The organism is Actinosynnema sp. CA-299493, assembly GCF_050946825.1.
In the GTDB taxonomy this organism is placed as follows: domain Bacteria; phylum Actinomycetota; class Actinomycetes; order Mycobacteriales; family Pseudonocardiaceae; genus Actinosynnema.
In genome coordinates, this window is the sequence record NZ_CP191993.1 from 7,088,356 (window position 1) to 7,105,012 (window position 16,657).

The 16,657-nt window shown below is 68.2% G+C and carries 12 protein-coding genes and 2 rRNA genes; 2 read left to right on the forward strand and 12 right to left on the reverse strand.

Annotation, left to right across the window (positions count from 1 at the left end; genetic code table 11):
• Window positions 1-4: 4 nt before the first annotated feature.
• The 3 genes from ACQPYE_RS29700 to ACQPYE_RS29710 all read right to left on the reverse strand — a co-directional run bounded on the left by ACQPYE_RS29700 (window position 5) and on the right by ACQPYE_RS29710 (window position 2,902).
• Complete coding sequence (locus ACQPYE_RS29700) at window positions 5-820, reverse strand: enoyl-CoA hydratase/isomerase family protein (protein ID WP_498716101.1); 816 nt, start codon at window positions 818-820, stop codon at window positions 5-7.
• A gap of 66 nt (window positions 821-886) precedes the next feature.
• Window positions 887-1,096 (reverse strand): helix-turn-helix domain-containing protein, encoded by a 210-nt coding sequence (locus ACQPYE_RS29705; RefSeq protein WP_015103570.1) that lies wholly within the window; start codon window positions 1,094-1,096, stop codon window positions 887-889.
• A 177-nt stretch (window positions 1,097-1,273) separates the two neighbouring features.
• A complete protein-coding gene (locus tag ACQPYE_RS29710) occupies window positions 1,274-2,902 on the reverse strand; it encodes an ABC-F family ATP-binding cassette domain-containing protein (protein ID WP_498716103.1) in 1,629 nt (542 codons plus the stop codon).
• A 142-nt stretch (window positions 2,903-3,044) separates the two neighbouring features.
• Here ACQPYE_RS29710 and ACQPYE_RS29715 point away from each other — a divergent pair, with 142 nt between their 5' ends.
• Complete coding sequence (locus tag ACQPYE_RS29715; protein ID WP_498716105.1) at window positions 3,045-3,818, forward strand: SDR family oxidoreductase; 774 nt, start codon at window positions 3,045-3,047, stop codon at window positions 3,816-3,818.
• Between the two features lie 472 nt (window positions 3,819-4,290).
• Here the strand turns inward: ACQPYE_RS29715 and ACQPYE_RS29720 are convergent, their stop codons facing one another.
• From ACQPYE_RS29720 to ACQPYE_RS29740, 5 genes are all read right to left on the reverse strand, one after another.
• Entirely contained in the window at window positions 4,291-4,767 is a 477-nt protein-coding gene (locus ACQPYE_RS29720; RefSeq protein ID WP_498716106.1) for a hypothetical protein, read from the reverse strand.
• Window positions 4,760-5,275 carry a SigE family RNA polymerase sigma factor gene (locus ACQPYE_RS29725; protein WP_498716108.1) on the reverse strand — a complete coding sequence of 172 codons (516 nt, stop codon included), beginning with the start codon at window positions 5,273-5,275 and terminating at the stop codon, window positions 4,760-4,762. The genes ACQPYE_RS29720 and ACQPYE_RS29725 overlap by 8 nt, the downstream gene beginning before the upstream one ends.
• 4 nt (window positions 5,276-5,279) lie before the next feature.
• A complete protein-coding gene (locus ACQPYE_RS29730) occupies window positions 5,280-5,684 on the reverse strand; it encodes a hypothetical protein (protein WP_498716109.1) in 405 nt (134 codons plus the stop codon).
• 81 nt (window positions 5,685-5,765) lie between these two features.
• Window positions 5,766-6,452 (reverse strand): acVLRF1 family peptidyl-tRNA hydrolase, encoded by a 687-nt coding sequence (locus ACQPYE_RS29735; RefSeq protein WP_498716111.1) that lies wholly within the window; start codon window positions 6,450-6,452, stop codon window positions 5,766-5,768.
• A gap of 13 nt (window positions 6,453-6,465) precedes the next feature.
• Window positions 6,466-7,041 (reverse strand): hypothetical protein, encoded by a 576-nt coding sequence (locus ACQPYE_RS29740; RefSeq protein ID WP_498716113.1) that lies wholly within the window; start codon window positions 7,039-7,041, stop codon window positions 6,466-6,468.
• 320 nt (window positions 7,042-7,361) lie between these two features.
• Between ACQPYE_RS29740 and ACQPYE_RS29745 the strand changes: the two genes are divergently transcribed.
• Complete coding sequence (locus tag ACQPYE_RS29745; RefSeq protein ID WP_498716115.1) at window positions 7,362-8,339, forward strand: hypothetical protein; 978 nt, start codon at window positions 7,362-7,364, stop codon at window positions 8,337-8,339.
• A gap of 71 nt (window positions 8,340-8,410) precedes the next feature.
• Here ACQPYE_RS29745 and ACQPYE_RS29750 read toward each other — a convergent pair whose 3' ends face one another.
• The 4 genes from ACQPYE_RS29750 to ACQPYE_RS29765 form a co-directional block, all read right to left on the reverse strand.
• The gene (locus ACQPYE_RS29750; protein ID WP_498716116.1) at window positions 8,411-11,200 is read right to left on the reverse strand and encodes a S8 family serine peptidase; all 2,790 of its coding nucleotides are present in this window, start codon (window positions 11,198-11,200) and stop codon (window positions 8,411-8,413) included.
• Window positions 11,201-11,344: 144 nt separating this feature from the next.
• On the reverse strand, window positions 11,345-12,913 hold the full coding sequence (locus tag ACQPYE_RS29755; RefSeq protein ID WP_498716117.1) for a deoxyguanosinetriphosphate triphosphohydrolase family protein: 1,569 nt from the start codon (window positions 12,911-12,913) through the stop codon (window positions 11,345-11,347).
• Window positions 12,914-13,033: 120 nt separating this feature from the next.
• Window positions 13,034-13,150: ribosomal RNA gene (gene rrf / locus ACQPYE_RS29760) — 5S ribosomal RNA — on the reverse strand.
• 116 nt (window positions 13,151-13,266) lie between these two features.
• Window positions 13,267-16,348: ribosomal RNA gene (locus ACQPYE_RS29765) — 23S ribosomal RNA — on the reverse strand.
• Between the last annotated feature and the right edge of the window lie 309 nt (window positions 16,349-16,657).

Below are 16,657 nucleotides of genomic sequence, written 5' to 3' on the forward strand. Positions count from 1 at the left end.
CGTGTCAGCTCTGGCCGCCGGCCAGGGCGGACAGTTCGGCGAGGCGGCGCAGCTGCGCCTCACGTTCGGCCCGCAGCTGCTCCTCCTCCGAAGCGCCGTCCGCCGCCGACGCCAGCAGCGCCAACGTCTCCCGAACGGCGCCGGGCATCGGTTGCAGCAACTGGCCGACCAGGGCGTCGACCGCGCCGTCCAACCCGTCCGCGGGCACGACGGTGGTCGCGAGGCCGATCCGCAGCGCCTCCTCGGCGCCGACCCGCCGCCCCGTCAGGCAGATCTCGGCCGCGCGCGAGTACCCGACCAGGCGCACTAGGGGCAACGTGCCGCCGAGGTCGGGCACCAGGCCGAGCGACGTCTCGGCCATGCAGAACTTGACGTCGTCGGCGGCCACGCGGAAGTCGCACGCCAACGCGAGCTGGAAGCCCGCGCCGATCGCGTGCCCGCGCACCGCGGCGATCGTCACCCGAGCCGGGTCGCGCAGCCAGCGGAAGCCCTCTTGGAACTCCGCGATCAGCGCGGCGCCTGCTTCGGGTCCCCGTCGCGTGATGTCCGGCAGACCCGGTTCGCCCTCCACCGGGGCGCCCGTGAACATGCGCCGGTCGAGCCCTGCGGAGAAGGCGCGACCGGAACCCCGGACGACCACGACGCGGACGTCCGGGCCCAGCTGTTCACCGATCGTCCGCAACGCCACCCAGGTCGACGGCGTCTGCGCGTTGAGCACATCGGGACGGTCGAGCGTGATCGTCGCGCGCGGTCCGTCCACGACGAGCCGCACGCCTCCGCGTTCCAGCAGGTCGGCGTCGATGGTGGTCGGTGCCGACATGCGTGAACCCCCGGGTTTCGTCAGGCGTCGTCTCTCCTCGACGCCTTGTGGTTACCGGAGGGTAGCTTACTTCTTCTTCGTGCGGGTGGCGCCACCGCGACCGCGCAGCTGCACACCGGACTCGCTGAGAACCCGGTGCACGAAGCCGTAGGAGCGCCCGGTGGACTCGGCCAACGCCCGGATGCTCGCGCCCTTTTCGTACTTCTTCTTCAGGTCAGCGGCCAGCTTGTCCCGCGTGGCGCCGGTAATCCGGGCACCCTTCTTCAGGTCAGCCACCTTGTCCCGCCTTCCGTAGACAGCAGGTCGGGCCTTCGTAAGCCCCTGTCGTCGCAATGATCGAACACGAAGACCAAGAACGCCAGGTGATCAAGCGAAATGATCTGCGAGCGGTCGTTTGATCACACAGAGTCGATCAGTGCTCACGTTCGGGTGAGAGAGGCGAAACCCGTTGGCTCAGGCCAACTGCACGAGTTCCAGGTACTCCTGGGACCAGTGATCCTCCGTGCCGTCGGGCAGCAGGATCACCCGCTCGGGCTCAAGCGCCTCGACCGCTCCGGGGTCGTGCGTGACCAGGACGACCGCGCCCTCGTACCGCCGCAGCGCGTCGAGCACCTGCTCGCGGCTGGCCGGGTCGAGGTTGTTCGTCGGCTCGTCCAGCAGCAGCACGTTCGCCGCGCTCGACACCAGGCCGGCCAGCGCCAACCGGGTCTTCTCGCCACCCGACAGCGTGCCGGCGGGCTGTTCGAGCTGCTCACCGCTGAACAGGAACGTGCCCAGCAGCGACCGCAGCTGCTGCTCCGGCGTGTCCGGCGCGGCGTGGCGGATGTTCTGCCACACCGTGGCCTCATGGTCGAGCGTCTCGTGCTCCTGGGCGAAGTAGCCGAGCTTGAGGCCGTGGCCGGCGATCACCTCGCCGCTGTCCGGGCGCTCCATCGAGCCGATCAGCCGCAGCAACGTGGTCTTGCCGGCGCCGTTCAGCCCGAGGATGACCACCCGTGAGCCGCGGTCGATGGCCAGGTCGACGCCGCTGAAGACCTCCAGCGAGCCGTAAGACTTGCTCAGGCCCTCCGCGGTCAACGGCGTCCTGCCGCAGGTGGCGGGCTGCGGGAAGCGGATCTTGGCGACCTTGTCCGCCTGGCGGGTGTCCTCCAGGCCGGACAGCAGCTTCTCGGCTCGGCGGGCCATGTTCTGCGCGGCGACCGCCTTGGTGGCCTTCGCGCGCATCTTGTCGGCCTGCGCCATGAGCGCGCCGGCCTTCTTCTCCGCGTTGGCGCGCTCACGCCGGCGGCGCTTCTCGTCGGCGGCGCGCGCTTCGAGGTACTTCTTCCAGCCCATGTTGTAGATGTCGACCTCGCCGCGCGTCGCGTCGAGGAACCACACCTTGTTGACCACGTCGTCGAGCAGCTCGACGTCGTGGCTGATCACGACCAGGCCGCCCTCGTGCGACTTCAGGAACCCGCGCAGCCACGCGATGGAGTCCGCGTCGAGGTGGTTGGTCGGCTCGTCGATCAGCAGGATCGTGCTGGACTTCGTGCCGACGCCGCCCTCGGAGGCGGCGAACAGGATGCGGGCCAGCTCGACGCGGCGGCGTTGACCGCCGGACAGCGTGCGCAGCGGCTGGGCGAGCACGCGGTCGGCCAGGCCGAGGTTCGCGCAGATGCGGGCGGCTTCGCTCTCGGCCGCGTACCCGCCGAGCGCCGAGAACCGCTCCTCCAGGCGGCCGTACTTGCGCACGGCCTCCTGCAGCTCGGCGTCGTCGACCAGCTCGGCCATCGTGGACTGCATCTTCTCCATGTCCCGGAGCAGCTGGTCCAGGCCGCGCGCGGACAGCACGCGGTCCTTGGCGATGACCGACAGATCGCCCTCGCGCGGGTCCTGCGGCAGGTAGCCGAGCTCGCCGGTGCGGCGGACCTCGCCCGCGTACGGCTGACCCTCGCCCGCGAGGACGCGCAGGGACGTGGTCTTGCCCGCGCCGTTGCGGCCGACGAGGCCGATGCGGTCGCCGGACTGGACGCGGAGGGTGGCGTCGGACAGCAGGATGCGCGAGCCCGCGCGCAACTCGAGATCGGTCGCGGTGATCAAGTTTTACTCCGGGTGTGTGGTCATGCGAGGTCAACGGCGCAGCTGGCGCGGGACCTACTCGATGAGGATGACCACGGGTCCAGTCTACTGGGTGGGCGCCACCTGATCAGCAGTGTGTGTCCACCGGCATACATTGCCCGGTATGACTTCGGACTTCACGGGCAGGGCGGCCCTGGTCACGGGCGCCAGTCGGGGTATCGGGCACGGCATCGCGCTGGAGCTGCTGTCGCGCGGCGCGTCGGTGGCGATCACGTCGCGCAAGGCGGAGGCGGTCACGGCGGCGGCCGAATCGCTGGCGACCGCAGCGGGCGTTTCACCCGATCGTGTGCTGGCGGTCCCGGGAAACGCAGGAAACGCCGACGACCGCGCGCAGGCCGTCGAGGCGACCGTGGAGCGGTTCGGGCGGCTGGACGTGCTGGTCAACAACACCGGCATCAACCCCGTGTTCGGCGCTCTGGTGGACGCGGACCTCGACGCGGTGCGGAAGATCTTCGACGTCAACGTGGTCGCCGCGCTCGGGTTCGTGCAGCTGGCGTGGAAGGCGTGGATGCACGAGCACGGCGGCGCGGTGGTGAACATCGCGTCCGTGGGCGGGCTGCGGTCGACCGGGGTGATCGGGGCGTACGGGGCGAGCAAGGCGGCGCTGATCCGGTTGACGGAGGAGCTGGCGTGGCAGCTCGGGCCGAAGGTGCGGGTGAACGCCGTCGCGCCGGCGGTGGTGAAGACCCGCTTCGCCGAGGCCCTGTACACCGGGCGTGAGGAGGAGGCGGCGGCCGGGTACCCGATGAAGCGGCTCGGGACGCCGGAGGACGTCGCGCGGCTGGTCGCGTTCCTGGCTTCGGACGCCGCCGAGTGGATCACCGGCGAGACCGTGCGGGTGGACGGCGGGCTGCTCGCCACCGGCACGCTGGGGTAGGTCGGTCCCGGACTCCCCGGTTCACCCTGGGGACCGGACGACGGCGGGGCTCATGCCGGACGAGCCCCGCCGTTGGTGTCGGCGGGGTGGGAACGACGCGCGGGCAGCGGCGCGCGGAGCGGACATGGGTGGCGCGCGGGGTTGGGATGAGGCAGCAGGGCAGGCGCCGGAGGGCCGGGCCGGTCAGCAGGAGGCGCGGGGTGCGGGACCTGGTCTGGAGAAGGTACGGCGCGCCGAGTCGGGAACACCCAGTCGCTTGACGGTCTCAGCGAACCACTACCAGCAAAAATGCAGCGCTGCACGCGGAATCAGGCGGGCACGGATTGGCGACCGAACGGTGGGTGGCCGGTGGCGGACAAGTGGGCGCATTGGCCGGAAGCACAGCGGTGTCGGCGGAGTGAGCGGGAGCAGCGGGTGTCGGGCGGAGAGGTAGCTGGGCGGGAGGGTCGGGCGGGGGTAGGTGGCGGGGTAGTTAGCGGGTGGTTTGGAGGGTGTCGGTGGAGGTGGTGGTTGGGTTGGGGCTTGTGGTTCTTGTGGTGGTCGGTGTGGTGATCGTGGTGGTGGAGGTGGTGATCGGGGAGGTGGTGATGGTGGTGCGGTTGGGGTTGGTGGTGGTGGGGTTGGGGGGTGTGGCGGTTGGGTTCTCCGCCGAGGGCGAGGTGGGGTTCGGTGTGGTGGTGGCGGTGGGGTTCGGTTGCAGTGGGGTGCTCGTGGTCGGGATCGGGGGGCCTGCCGGGCGGTTGTCGTCCTGGCTCGGCGGCTGGTTCAGGGCGAAGGCGACCACCACGGCGACCACGGCGGTGCCGGTGCCGGTCGCGGCGACGGCGTAGGTGCGCCGGCGGCGTTTGACGGCGGTGCCCCGGTGGACGATGTCCACGGCCCCGAACGTGCGTGGCTGCGGCTTGATGTTCAGTTCTTCGAACGTCTTCTTCAACTCGTCCTCAAGCACCGCGCGACACCTCCTGCCACAACTCGCCGAACTCCGGTCCCAGCCTCTGCCGCAACGCCTTGAGGCCGCGGCTCGTGTTGCTCTTCACCGTGCCGACCGAGCAACCGAGGGCCGCGGCCGTCTCCTCCACCCCCAGGTCGTGCCAGTACCGCAGCACGAGCGCCGCCCGCTGCTTCGAGGGCACGGCGCCCAACGCCTTCCACACCACCAGCCGGTCCTCGCTCAACGACCCCGCCGCCGGCACCTCCGGCATCACGTCGGTGAGCTTCTCCCGTTTCCACCGCGCCCGACGGCGCTCGGCCAGGAACGTGCGCACCACGATCTGCCGGAGGTAGGCGTCCAGCCCTCCGCCCTGCGCCGGCTTCGGCCCCGCCAGGTAGAACTTGAGGAACGCGGACTGCACCACGTCTTCGGCCTCGTGGTGGTTGCCGCACAACAAGAACGCGGTGAAGCGCATCGAGTCGGCACACCGGTCGAAGTAGTGGGTGAACTCCGCGTCCCAGCTCACGCCGTCAGCGCCTCGTGGTGGCCGTCGTCGTGGTCGGCAGCGGCGTCGGTTGCGGGGACAGCGTCGTGGTCGTCGGGAACGACCCACCCGGCGACGTGGTCACCGTCGTCGTGGTCACCGGCGGTTGGGACGTGGTCGGCTCCGGGCGCGGGCTGGTCGTCGTGGGCCACGGCCCCGGGCTGGTGCTGACCGTCGGCTGCGGCGTGGTCTCGATCGGCGCCGTGGACGTCGGCGAGACAGACGTCGGTGAGATCGCGATCGGCGACGTGGTGACCGACGTGGCGGGGGGCTTGGTCGTGGTCGACGCGGGCGCTTCGTCGCCACCGCCGGACGCCAGCGCGGTCCCGGCCACGGCGATACCGCCGAGCACGACGGCCCCCGCCGCCAGCACGAGTCGTTTGCGCAGCAAGACTGCTCCTCGGGTTCGTGGGGCCGCTGCGGTTCGGCGTCCCCTCACCCTTCTAAATGCGGTCGGGTGCGGCGGGGGTTGTCACGAGTTTTGGGGAGTTTCCCGGACCACGACCTCCACCGCCCGCGCCCGCGCGGCGGCCTCGTCCAGCACCGCCCGCCGAGGCTCCGGCACGTCCAGCACGCGCGGTGACGCCAGCGCGAACACCTCCCCCAGTCGGCGGTCACCCCGCAGCGCCTCCAACGCCTGACGATCGCCACCGAGCACGACCGCGTCCAGCTCACCGAGCCGAACCCGGGGCGCCAACACCCTCGCCGCGTCGTCCGCCGCCGCCTGAAGGGCGACCCGGGCCTGCCCCTCCCGACGCCGCGCGAACCGCTGCTGCGACCACCCACCCGCCTTGTTGCGCCCGTGCACCTGACGACTGTCCGTGGTCGACACGAGCACGACGCCGTCCCGTGCCACCCCGACGCTGTGCCCGCCGAGCCGCACCAGCAGCAACCCGATCCGGCGCGACGCGAGCGCGTGCGCCAGCAACGCGTCCAGCACCAGACCTTCAGACTCACTCTCGGGGGTGAATTCACCGAACGCGGCCGTCACCGAGGCCGTCGTCCCGTCCACCGCCGTGACCAGGCAACGACCGGGCGTCACCGACGTGGACACCACCCCGCCGTGCCGCCCGGCGAACCGGGAGAACCACCCGGCCAGGCGTTCGGGCGGCACCTCGACCGCCCGGCCGCCGCCGGAGACCGGGCGGACCTTGGTCACGGCGGCACGGCGCTCATGCCGGCGCGACCGCGACCCAGACCGGCAGCGGGTGCCCGCACTCGGCGGGCGAGAGCCGCTGCACGGCGCCGAACCCGGCATCGGTCAACGAGGCTGACATCTGCTCGGGCGACAGCACGCGGTGCCGGGTCGACACGGTGTTCGCCACCTCCCACGTCTCCGCGCCGCGCACGAGCCGCACGACCTCCAGGGCGTAGGACTCGCCGTCGGCCGCCCAGTCCCACAGCTGCACGGTCACCTGCCGGTCGGGGCCGCGCCCGGACACCTTCGGCGGCGGCGCGGTGGGCCGGAGCCGGCCGAGCTTGTCCAGCTCGGGGACGGCGGCCACGAACAGGCCGCCGGGCCGCAGCACCTGCCGGGCCAGCAGCAGCGCCTGGTCCAGCGCGTTCTCGTGCGCCAGCCGGGGCAGCAGGTCGTCGCCCGCGCGCACCACGTCGACGGGCGGCCCGCCGTGGTGGCGCACGACGTCGAGCAGGTCGAGCACCACGTGGTGGCCGGCGCCGAGCACGGCGGCGGCGACCTCCGTCAACGCGTCCTCCGGCAGGGGCACGAGGTCCTGGGCGGCGGTCACCGGGCACACAGTAGGCCCAACGGATCAACGACCGCCAACGGCACGTGGCCGGTGGGGCGCAGGACGGGCGGCGCCGCGTACCAGTCCGGCATCGGTGCCGAAGGGGTCGACGCCAGGACCCCGAAGCCCGCGTTGCACAATGTTACCGACGGGTTTACAAAGGGAAGAGCACGGATGTTCACCACTTGACAGAACGATGCCCATCCCAGTGAACTCGTAACCCGTATGGCCCAATCATTGACTCCACCTGGAAGGCACCAACGCCCTGCGTTGGCGGGTAGGGTCACTGGGGCGTGATCTCATGACAGCGGGGAGTCACAATGACCAACGCTGCCGGTCGACCCAACCTGTCCGTCGACGAACTCGACTCGACGGGACACGGCAGTCTTGCGCAGCTTCTCACCACGGGACCGTTCCCCGAGGCGCTGAGAGCCGCGATCAAAGCGAGCAGGCTGAGTCTCGACCGCATCCAGCACCGGCTCGCGCTGCGCGGGGTCACCATCAGCGTCGCGACGCTGAGCTACTGGCAGTCCGGCCGACGCCGACCCGAGCGACCCGAGTCGCTGGAGGCGCTGCGCCACCTGGAGACCGTGCTCGGCGTGCCGCAGGCAGGCCTGTCGGCGCTGCTCGGGCCGCCGCGCCCGCGTGGCAGGCGGTCCCGACCGACGACGATGATGCCCATCGACGCGCTGTGGGCGCGTCGTGAACGGGTGGCGAGCCTGCTCACGAAGGTGGACACGTCGTCGGACGTGAAGCTGGGCCGGATCAGCCAGCACGACCGGATCGAGATCGCCGCGGACGGCGGTCAGCGCTCGGTGTGGGTGCGCCAGATCCTGCGCGCCGAGCAGGACGGCCCGGACCGGTGGGCGCTGGTGTTCGAGACCGAGCAGGCCAACGTGCTGCCGCAGGTGGTGAACCTGCGCAACTGCCACCTCGGCCGCGTGGTCGAGGACACCGAGGCCAACATCATGGCCGCGGAGATGATGTTCGACCGGCCCCTGGCCAGGGGCGAGACCATCATCATGGAGTACGAGCTGCTGTTCGCCGAGGGCCACTACCCGGCGGGCAACAACACCTTCGCCCGCAAGTTCCGGCTGCCGGTGCGCGAGTACGTGATCGAGGTGCGGTTCGACCAGTCGAACCTGCCGGCCCGCTGCCAGCAGTTCAGCGTGCCCGCCGGCGACGACACCCCGTCACGGCGCCGCAACCTGGCCCTGGACGCGGCGGGCGGCGTGCACGCCGTGGCTCTGGGCTTCGGGCCCGGCGTGTTCGGCATCCGCTGGGAGTGGCCGAAGTAACACGTGAACATCCGTGCGCAGAAGGGCCCCGGGAGCGTGCTCCCGGGGCCCTTCCCACACGCTGGTGAACCCTAGATGTAACCGTTGATCTTCAGCGAGACCGAGCGGATCGAGCCGCGGTCGGACGCCGCGCCGTCCGTGACCTTGAACGTCCACGTGCCGTCCACCGGCTCGGCCAGCAGCGCGCCCAGCGGGGTGGTGGGCCGCCACGTGCCGGTGTACGGCGCCAACGCGCTGGTCACCGACGAGAACGGCTGCGCGGCGGTGTCGTCGAACACGACCTGGCACAGGTTGTTGCCGGTCGAGCCGTTGCGCTGGAACACCGTGGCGGTCGCGCCGGACGGCGAGGTCAGCGTGCCGACCAGGTCACCGACGAACGTGTGGTCGATGCCGACCGTGGTCGCGCCCGTCGTCGCGTTGCAGGTGTCGCCGTCGATGGAGAACACGACCTTGGAGCCGCGGCCGACGCCGCTGACCGGGATCTCCACCGAGACGCCGGTGGCGTCGTTGTCCGGGATGGCCACGGCCGGCCCGGCGTAAGCGAACGTCTTCGTGTCGCGGGACGGCTCGCCGACGTTGAGCGTGAACGTGCTCGTGGTGGGCGAGGTGGAGCCCGCGAAGGTCACCCTGGCGTCCAGCCGGATGGCCGAGCCGACGGTCGACGACGCGGGCACGGTCACCTTGAACGTGTTGGTGACCGTCTGGCCGACCTCGATGTTGCCGTAGGACTTCGACCGCGGCGCGATCGTCACACCCGGGGTGGGCGTGGTGAGCACGAGGCTGGTCGACGCGGCCGTGCCGTCACCGGAGTTGACCACCGGCACGGTGACCGTGGCCGTGGTGCCCGGCTTGAGGTACTGGCTGCCGTCGGCGTCGTTGACCACGGACGGCTTCGCCGCCTTCGCCAGCGGCTGCGGCGAGGCGCCGGTGTAGGCCAGCACCAGGTCGGCGCGCACGACGCCCGCACCGGTCCGGTTGTCCCGGCCCGCCTCGACGAGGTCGATCGCGGTGGCGGTCATCGCCTCCCGCACCTCGGCGGGCGACAGGCCGGGGTTGCCGGACAGCACCAGACCCGCGATGCCGGCCGCGTTCGGCGCGGACGCCGACGTGCCGAAGAACGGGTTGAAGCCGGCCACGCTGGTCTGCACGCCGTCGGCCGCGGTCAGGTCGGGCTTCTGCCGCAACTCCTCGCGCGGGGTGCCGTCGGGCGCGAAGAACACCCGGCGCGGACCGTCCGAGGTGAACCGCTCGGGCTTCTGCGTGCCGTCGAACGCGTTCGGGAACGGGCCGCGCGGGTTGGCCGGGTCACCCGGCTCCAGGTCGAACGGCAGCGGGTTGTTCGCCGGCGCCGCCGCCACGCTGATCGCGCCCTTGGCCGCGGAGTGGCCACGGGTCACGCCGGGCGTGGCGAACTTCTTGAGCCCGTCGGAGGAGTCCTTGAAGCGACCGCCCAGGGCGCTCAGCGCCAGGTACTTGTCCTCACCGCGGAACTTGACCACGGCCAGCCGCAGGCCGGACGCGCCCGTGGGCGTGTTCAGCCGCTCGTACGGGTCCTGGCTGCCGTCCTGCACGCCCTGGCTGAACGCCACCACGTTGCCCTGCGAGTTCGCCAGGTACAGGTCGTAGTCGTTGAACGACGAGGTCAGCGGGTCGGACCAGAACAGCGTCACGGGCACGTTGCCCGAGCTGTCCGACAGCGGGTTGAACACCTGCTTGGCGTCGGGCGAGGGGTTGAAGTCGTGCGCGGTGCCGGCGAACTTGCCGACGCCCACGCCGGAGTCGACGAACTGGCCCTCCCAGTGGCCCGAGGTGCCGTCGGCGACGTTGCCCTCGTTGCCGGCGGAGGAGAAGAACAGCGCGCCGTCGGCGGTGACCGCGTCCACGGCCTGCGCGATCACGCCGTCCTGGAACGGCGACTCGTTGAAGTAGAGGATGTCGTCCACGATGACGTCGCAGCCCAGCTGGAAGCGCAGGGCGCGGATGTTGTCGGCGAAGCTCGCGTCGCCGTTGACCGCCGTGGCGAAGCCGAGGCTCGCGTTCGGCGCGATGTCGTGGAGGATCTCCAGCATCGCGGTGCCCTCGTTGCCGGAGCCCTCCTGGCCGGCCAGGACCTCGACGCCGGCGGGCAGCTCGCCGGCCGTCTGCGAGAGCGCGAGCGAGTCGACGCCGTCGGACAGCGCGCACAGCTTCACGCCCGTGCCGGTGACGCGGAAGGAGCTGCGGGCGGTGTCCGCCGCGTGCGCCCGGTCGCCCTCACCGGTCTTGACCGCCTGCGGCGCGATCAGGGCCTCGCGGGTGCGGGTCTCGATCTCCCGGGCCTTGTCCTCCTTCGAGGTCGCCGGGTCGGCCTTGCGGTCCTGCTTGTTGAACGTCTTGTACTCGACCGCCGTCTCGACGCGACGGACGTCGCCCCGCGCGGAGAGCTTGGTCAGCGAGCCGAGCGGCAACTGGGCGCGGACCGTCCGACCCTCGGTGGAGACCGAGCGGATGGCGCCGCCGGCCGTCTTCACGGCGGCCACCAGGTCGTCGGTGACCTTGAACGCGCGGATGTCCACCACGACGGTGTTTCCGCTTTGGACCTTCACCCCCGTCTGGAGGGCGGGGAGCTTGGCGAACGTGGTGGAGTTCGACCGGCGGCGCTGCTCGACCACGAGCGCGCTGTCCACTTTGGACTCGGCTTCGGTGAGCGACCGCTTGATGTCCTGCAGCGCGGCGATCTGCGCGGCGGTCTTGTCCTCGACGCCCTTGGACGCCTTGGTCGGATCGGCGGAGGCGGGCGACACGGCGCCCAGGGTCAGCAGCACCGCGGCGCCGGCCGCGATGAGGGCGTTTCTTCGTGAACGACGTTTCGGTGAGCGCACAGGCGTCTCCCCCAGATATTGCGTGCCCCCGACGCACGCGGCCTGCGGTCGGATGTCTCCGACCGAGGGGTCAACGTATTGCGCACGGACAAGTACCGTCTGCCACCGTTCGGCCTACTTCCCAGACGGTGAATCCATCACATTTCACAGTACAAAAGCATCTGTCCACAGCTGACCGGTTCGTCCGGACAGCGCGTCGAGCAGCGCCGCGGCCTGGTTGTCGGTGAGCGAGGCGATGAAGTCGACCACCGCGCGGCCACGCGCCAGCGCCCGGACGGCGTCCGGACCGGACGGCGTCTCACCCGTCGCGCCGACCAGTGCGGACGGGTCCGTGCGCGCCAGCGCCGCGTACTCCTCCCCCGCCAGCTCGACCAGGTCGTGCAGCCGGCGCGGCAGCCGGTTCGCCTCGTGCCGGTCGGTGACCCACTGCTCCAACGCCTCGACCAGCGCCGTCAGCAGCCGCGCCTGGCCGCGCTGGTGCAGCGCGAGGTCGGGTCGGAGCAGCACGAACCGGCGGTGCACGAACTTCAGCACCTGCACCTCGTGCCACTGCGGCACGGCCAGCACCACGTGCCCGGACCTGGTCGTGGGCTCCTCGACCACGCCCACCGAGTCGACCAGGCGGCGTGTCCAGCGGGCGGAGAACCCGGCCACCGCCTGCTCCGCCTCCACCGAGCCGTCGAACGGCACCGCCAGCAGACCGTCGACCAGCTCGGCGCGCACCTTCGCCACCGCCTGCGCGAACGCGTCGTCGTGCACGGCCCACGAGTCCTTGGCGTGCAGCCGGCGGCGCAGCGCCTCCAGCGAACGGCCCGGTCGGCGTTCCTGGGCGGCGAGGTCCGCGGCGCTCAGGCCCGCCAGCTCCACCGCGTGGTCCAGCCAGGTGTTCAGCTCGGTCGAGACGGTGGCGTGCTGGAGCACGCCCACGCGGTGGAAGTCCTCCAGGTCGTGGATGGCGTAGGCGATGTCGTCCGCCGTGTCCATGACCGACGCCTCGACCGTCTGCTGCCACGACTCCACCCGGGCCGTGTAGAACGCGCGGGACTGCACGACGTCGTCCAGCTCGGTGACGTAGGCGGAGAACTTGCTCGACCCGGTGCCCGGCCCGTCGGTCGGCTCGGCCGCGCCACGGGGCGGCGCGGGCAGGTCCCTCGGGTGCGGCTTCGGGTACGACAGGCGCGTCCACGGGTACTTCAGCATCGCCGCGCGCACCGCCACCGTCAGGTCGAGCCCGACCGCCGCCGGTCCCCGCACGTCCGTGGTCGTGACGATGCGGAACGACTGGGCGTTGCCCTCGAACCCGTCCGACAACCCGAACCGGTGCCGGGCCAGGCGGTCGAGGACCTGCTCGCCGAGATGCCCGAACGGCGGGTGCCCCAGGTCGTGCGCCAACGAGGCGGCCTCCACCACGTCCGGGTCGCAGCCGCCGAGCTTGTCCAGCAGGTTGGCCACGTCGAGCCGGGTGGTGAGGCGCTCGGCGATGGCGCGGGCGGCCTGCGCGACCTTCAAGCTGTGCGTGAGGCGGTTGTGCACCAGCAGACCCGAACCGGTCGAGCTGACGACCTGCGTGACGCCGCCGAGCCGGGCGAAGAACGGGGAGCTGGCCACCCGGTCCCGGTCGACGCGGAACGGATTCGTGGCCAGGTCCGCTTGGACGGTGGCGCTCCCGCCGGAGCGGCGCTGCGTTCGGGGGTCGACCGGCTCGTGGTGCATGGCAGAAAACTACTCAACCGAGCCCGGTCATGCCGAGCAGCCCGGTCACACCTCACCGTGCCGAACGTGAAAAAGCCTTCAGGGGCACCCTGATCCGGGTGCCCCTGAAGGCGAAGAATTGTTCGGCGGCGTCCTACTCTCCCACACCCTCACGAGTGCAGTACCATCGGCGCTGGAAGGCTTAACTACCGGGTTCGGAATGGGACCGGGTGTTCCCCAACCGCTATGACCACCGAAACACTATGAAATTACCAACCCGTAGGCACCCCAACCCACCCCGACCTACGTCATGGGTGGACCGTGGTGGTCCGGTTCGGTTCTTTCAGAACCGCACAGTGGATGCGTAGCGTCTTCGAGACAAGTCCTCGGCCTATTAGTACCGGTCAACTCCAGCCGTTACCGACCTTCCATCTCCGGCCTATCAACCCAATGGTCTCTTGGGGGCCTTAACCCACAAAGGGGTGGGATACCTCATCTAGGAACAGGCTTCCCGCTTAGATGCTTTCAGCGGTTATCCCTTCCGAACGTAGCCAACCAGCAATGCCCTTGGCAGGACAACTGGCACACCAGAGGTCCGTCCGTCCCGGTCCTCTCGTACTAGGGACAGCCTTCCGCAAGTATCCTACGCGCGCGGCGGATAGGGACCGAACTGTCTCACGACGTTCTAAACCCAGCTCGCGTACCGCTTTAATGGGCGAACAGCCCAACCCTTGGGACCTACTCCAGCCCCAGGATGCGACGAGCCGACATCGAGGTGCCAAACCATGCCGTCGATATGGACTCTTGGGCAAGATCAGCCTGTTATCCCCGGGGTACCTTTTATCCGTTGAGCGACCACGCTTCCACAAGCCATGGCCGGATCACTAGTTCCGACTTTCGTCCCTGCTCGACCTGTCGGTCTCACAGTCAAGCTCCCTTGTGCACTTGCACTCGACACCTGATTGCCAACCAGGCTGAGGGAACCTTTGAGCGCCTCCGTTACCCTTTGGGAGGCAACCGCCCCAGTTAAACTACCCACCAGGCACTGTCCCTGATCCGGATCACGGACCGAGGTTAGACATCCAGTACGACCAGAGTGGTATTTCAACGACGACTCCACACTGACTGGCGTCAGCGCTTCACAGTCTCCCACCTATCCTACACAAGCCGAACCGAACACCAATACCAAGCTATAGTAAAGGTCCCGGGGTCTTTCCGTCCTGCCGCGCGTAACGAGCATCTTTACTCGTAATGCAATTTCGCCGGGCCTGTGGTTGAGACAGTCGAGAAGTCGTTACGCCATTCGTGCAGGTCGGAACTTACCCGACAAGGAATTTCGCTACCTTAGGATGGTTATAGTTACCACCGCCGTTTACTGGCGCTTAAGTTCTCAGCTTCGCCCCGAAAGACTAACCGGTCCCCTTAACGTTCCAGCACCGGGCAGGCGTCAGTCCGTATACATCGTCTTGCGACTTCGCACGGACCTGTGTTTTTAGTAAACAGTCGCTTCTCGCTGGTCTCTGCGGCCGAAAAATCCTAGCCCGCAAGGGGCTTCAAATCCCTCGGCCCCCCTTCTCCCGAAGTTACGGGGGCATTTTGCCGAGTTCCTTAACCACAGTTCGCCCGATCGCCTCGGTATTCTCTACCTGACCACCTGTGTCGGTTTGGGGTACGGGCCGCATGAACACTCACTAGAGGCTTTTCTCGGCAGCATGGGATCACTCTACTTCGCCTCAATCGGCTATGCATCACGTCTCAGCCTGTATGCAGCACGGATTTGCCTATGCTACGGCCTACACGCTTACACCAGTACTACCACTCACTGGCGGAGCTACCCTCCTGCGTCACCCCATCGCTTGACTACTACAAGTTCAGGTCCCGCGCTCCACGTAGTCCCAGATCCGAAGACCCAGGACAGGCTTTGGGCGGTTAGTATCACAAGGTTCGCCATGGGCGCGTTCACACGGGTACGGGAATATCAACCCGTTGTCCATCGACTACGCCTGTCGGCCTCGCCTTAGGTCCCGACTTACCCTGGGCGGATTAGCCTGGCCCAGGAACCCTTGGTCATCCGGCGGACGAGTTTCTCACTCGTCTTTCGCTACTCATGCCTGCATTCTCACTCGTCCAGCCTCCACACCTGGATCACTCCGGCGCTTCAATGGCTGAACGACGCTCCCCTACCCATCCCAGCATGACACTGAAATGACACGGCTTCGGCGGTGTGCTTGAGCCCCGCTACATTGTCGGCGCAGGACCACTTGACCAGTGAGCTATTACGCACTCTTTAAAGGGTGGCTGCTTCTAAGCCAACCTCCTGGTTGTCTGGGCGACCCCACATCCTTTCCCACTTAGCACACACTTAGGGGCCTTAGCCGGCGTTCTGGGCTGTTTCCCTCTCGACTACGAAGCTTATCCCCCGCAGTCTCACTGCCGCGCTCTCACGTACCGGCATTCGGAGTTTGGTTGATTTCGGTAAGCTTGTGGGCCCCCTAGACCATCCAGTGCTCTACCTCCGGCACGAAACACACGACGCTGCACCTAAATGCATTTCGGGGAGAACCAGCTATCACGGAGTTTGATTGGCCTTTCACCCCTAACCACAGCTCATCCCCCAGGTTTTCAACCCTGGTGGGTTCGGGCCTCCACGTAGTCTTACCCACGCTTCACCCTGGCCATGGCTAGATCACTCCGCTTCGGGTCTAGACCACGCGACTCAATCGCCCTATTCGGACTCGCTTTCGCTACGGCTACCCCACACGGGTTAACCTCGCCACGCAGCACTAACTCGCAGGCTCATTCTTCAAAAGGCACGCCGTCACCCCTAAAGGCTCCGACGGATTGTAGGCACACGGTTTCAGGTACTATTTCACTCCCCTCCCGGGGTACTTTTCACCTTTCCCTCACGGTACTAGTCCGCTATCGGTCACCAGGTAGTATTCAGGCTTAGCGGGTGGTCCCGCCAGATTCACAGCGAATTTCACGAGTACGCTGCTACTTGGGAACATCACTAGGAGATGTCGGGTTTTCACGTACGGGACTCTCACCCTCTACGGCCACGCTTTCCAGACGCGTTCCGCTAACCACGACATTTTATGACTCCTTGCCAATCCGGCAGAACTGGCCAGTAAGTCCCACGACCCCGTACACGCAACCCCTGCCGGGTATCACACGAATACGGTTTAGCCTCTTCCGCTTTCGCTCGCCACTACTCACGGAATCACGGTTGTTTTCTCTTCCTGCGGGTACTGAGATGTTTCACTTCCCCGCGTTCCCTCCACACGCCCTATGTGTTCAGGCGTGGGTGACCCCACATGACTGGGGCCGGGTTTCCCCATTCGGATACCCTTGGATCTCAGCTCGGTTGACAGCTCCCCAAGGCTTTTCGCAGTCTCCTACGTCCTTCATCGGCTCCTGGTGCCAAGGCATCCACCGTGTGCCCTTAATAACTTGCCACAAAGATGCTCGCATCCACTGTGCAGTTCTCAAAGAACAACCAGACACCATCCCACACTGCCCACGCCTACCCGGCCCGAAGACCAGCGGTTCGCGGACGGAGACCGTCCTGTCGTTTCTCGCTGAGGAAAACACTCACGTGTTCTCTCAGGACCCAACAGCGTGCCGAACACGAGACCAAGCCCCCACACGACCCTTCCACGCCCCCGAAGGGACAGTACTAACTCGTATGGCAACAAGACCGAATGCATTAGCCAGCATCCACATCATTGAGCAACCATCCGACGATCATTCGCCGCCGGCATGGCT

Bases quoted from the DNA above. Each gene is read 5' to 3' on its own strand.
- ACQPYE_RS29715 (WP_498716105.1), top strand. From the start codon at position 3,045: ATGACTTCGGACTTCACGGGCAGGGCGGCCCTGGTCACGGGCGCCAGT.
- ACQPYE_RS29700 (WP_498716101.1), bottom strand. From the start codon at position 820: ATGTCGGCACCGACCACCATCGACGCCGACCTGCTGGAACGCGGAGGC.
- ACQPYE_RS29755 (WP_498716117.1), bottom strand. From the start codon at position 12,913: ATGCACCACGAGCCGGTCGACCCCCGAACGCAGCGCCGCTCCGGCGGG.
- ACQPYE_RS29745 (WP_498716115.1), top strand. From the start codon at position 7,362: ATGACCAACGCTGCCGGTCGACCCAACCTGTCCGTCGACGAACTCGAC.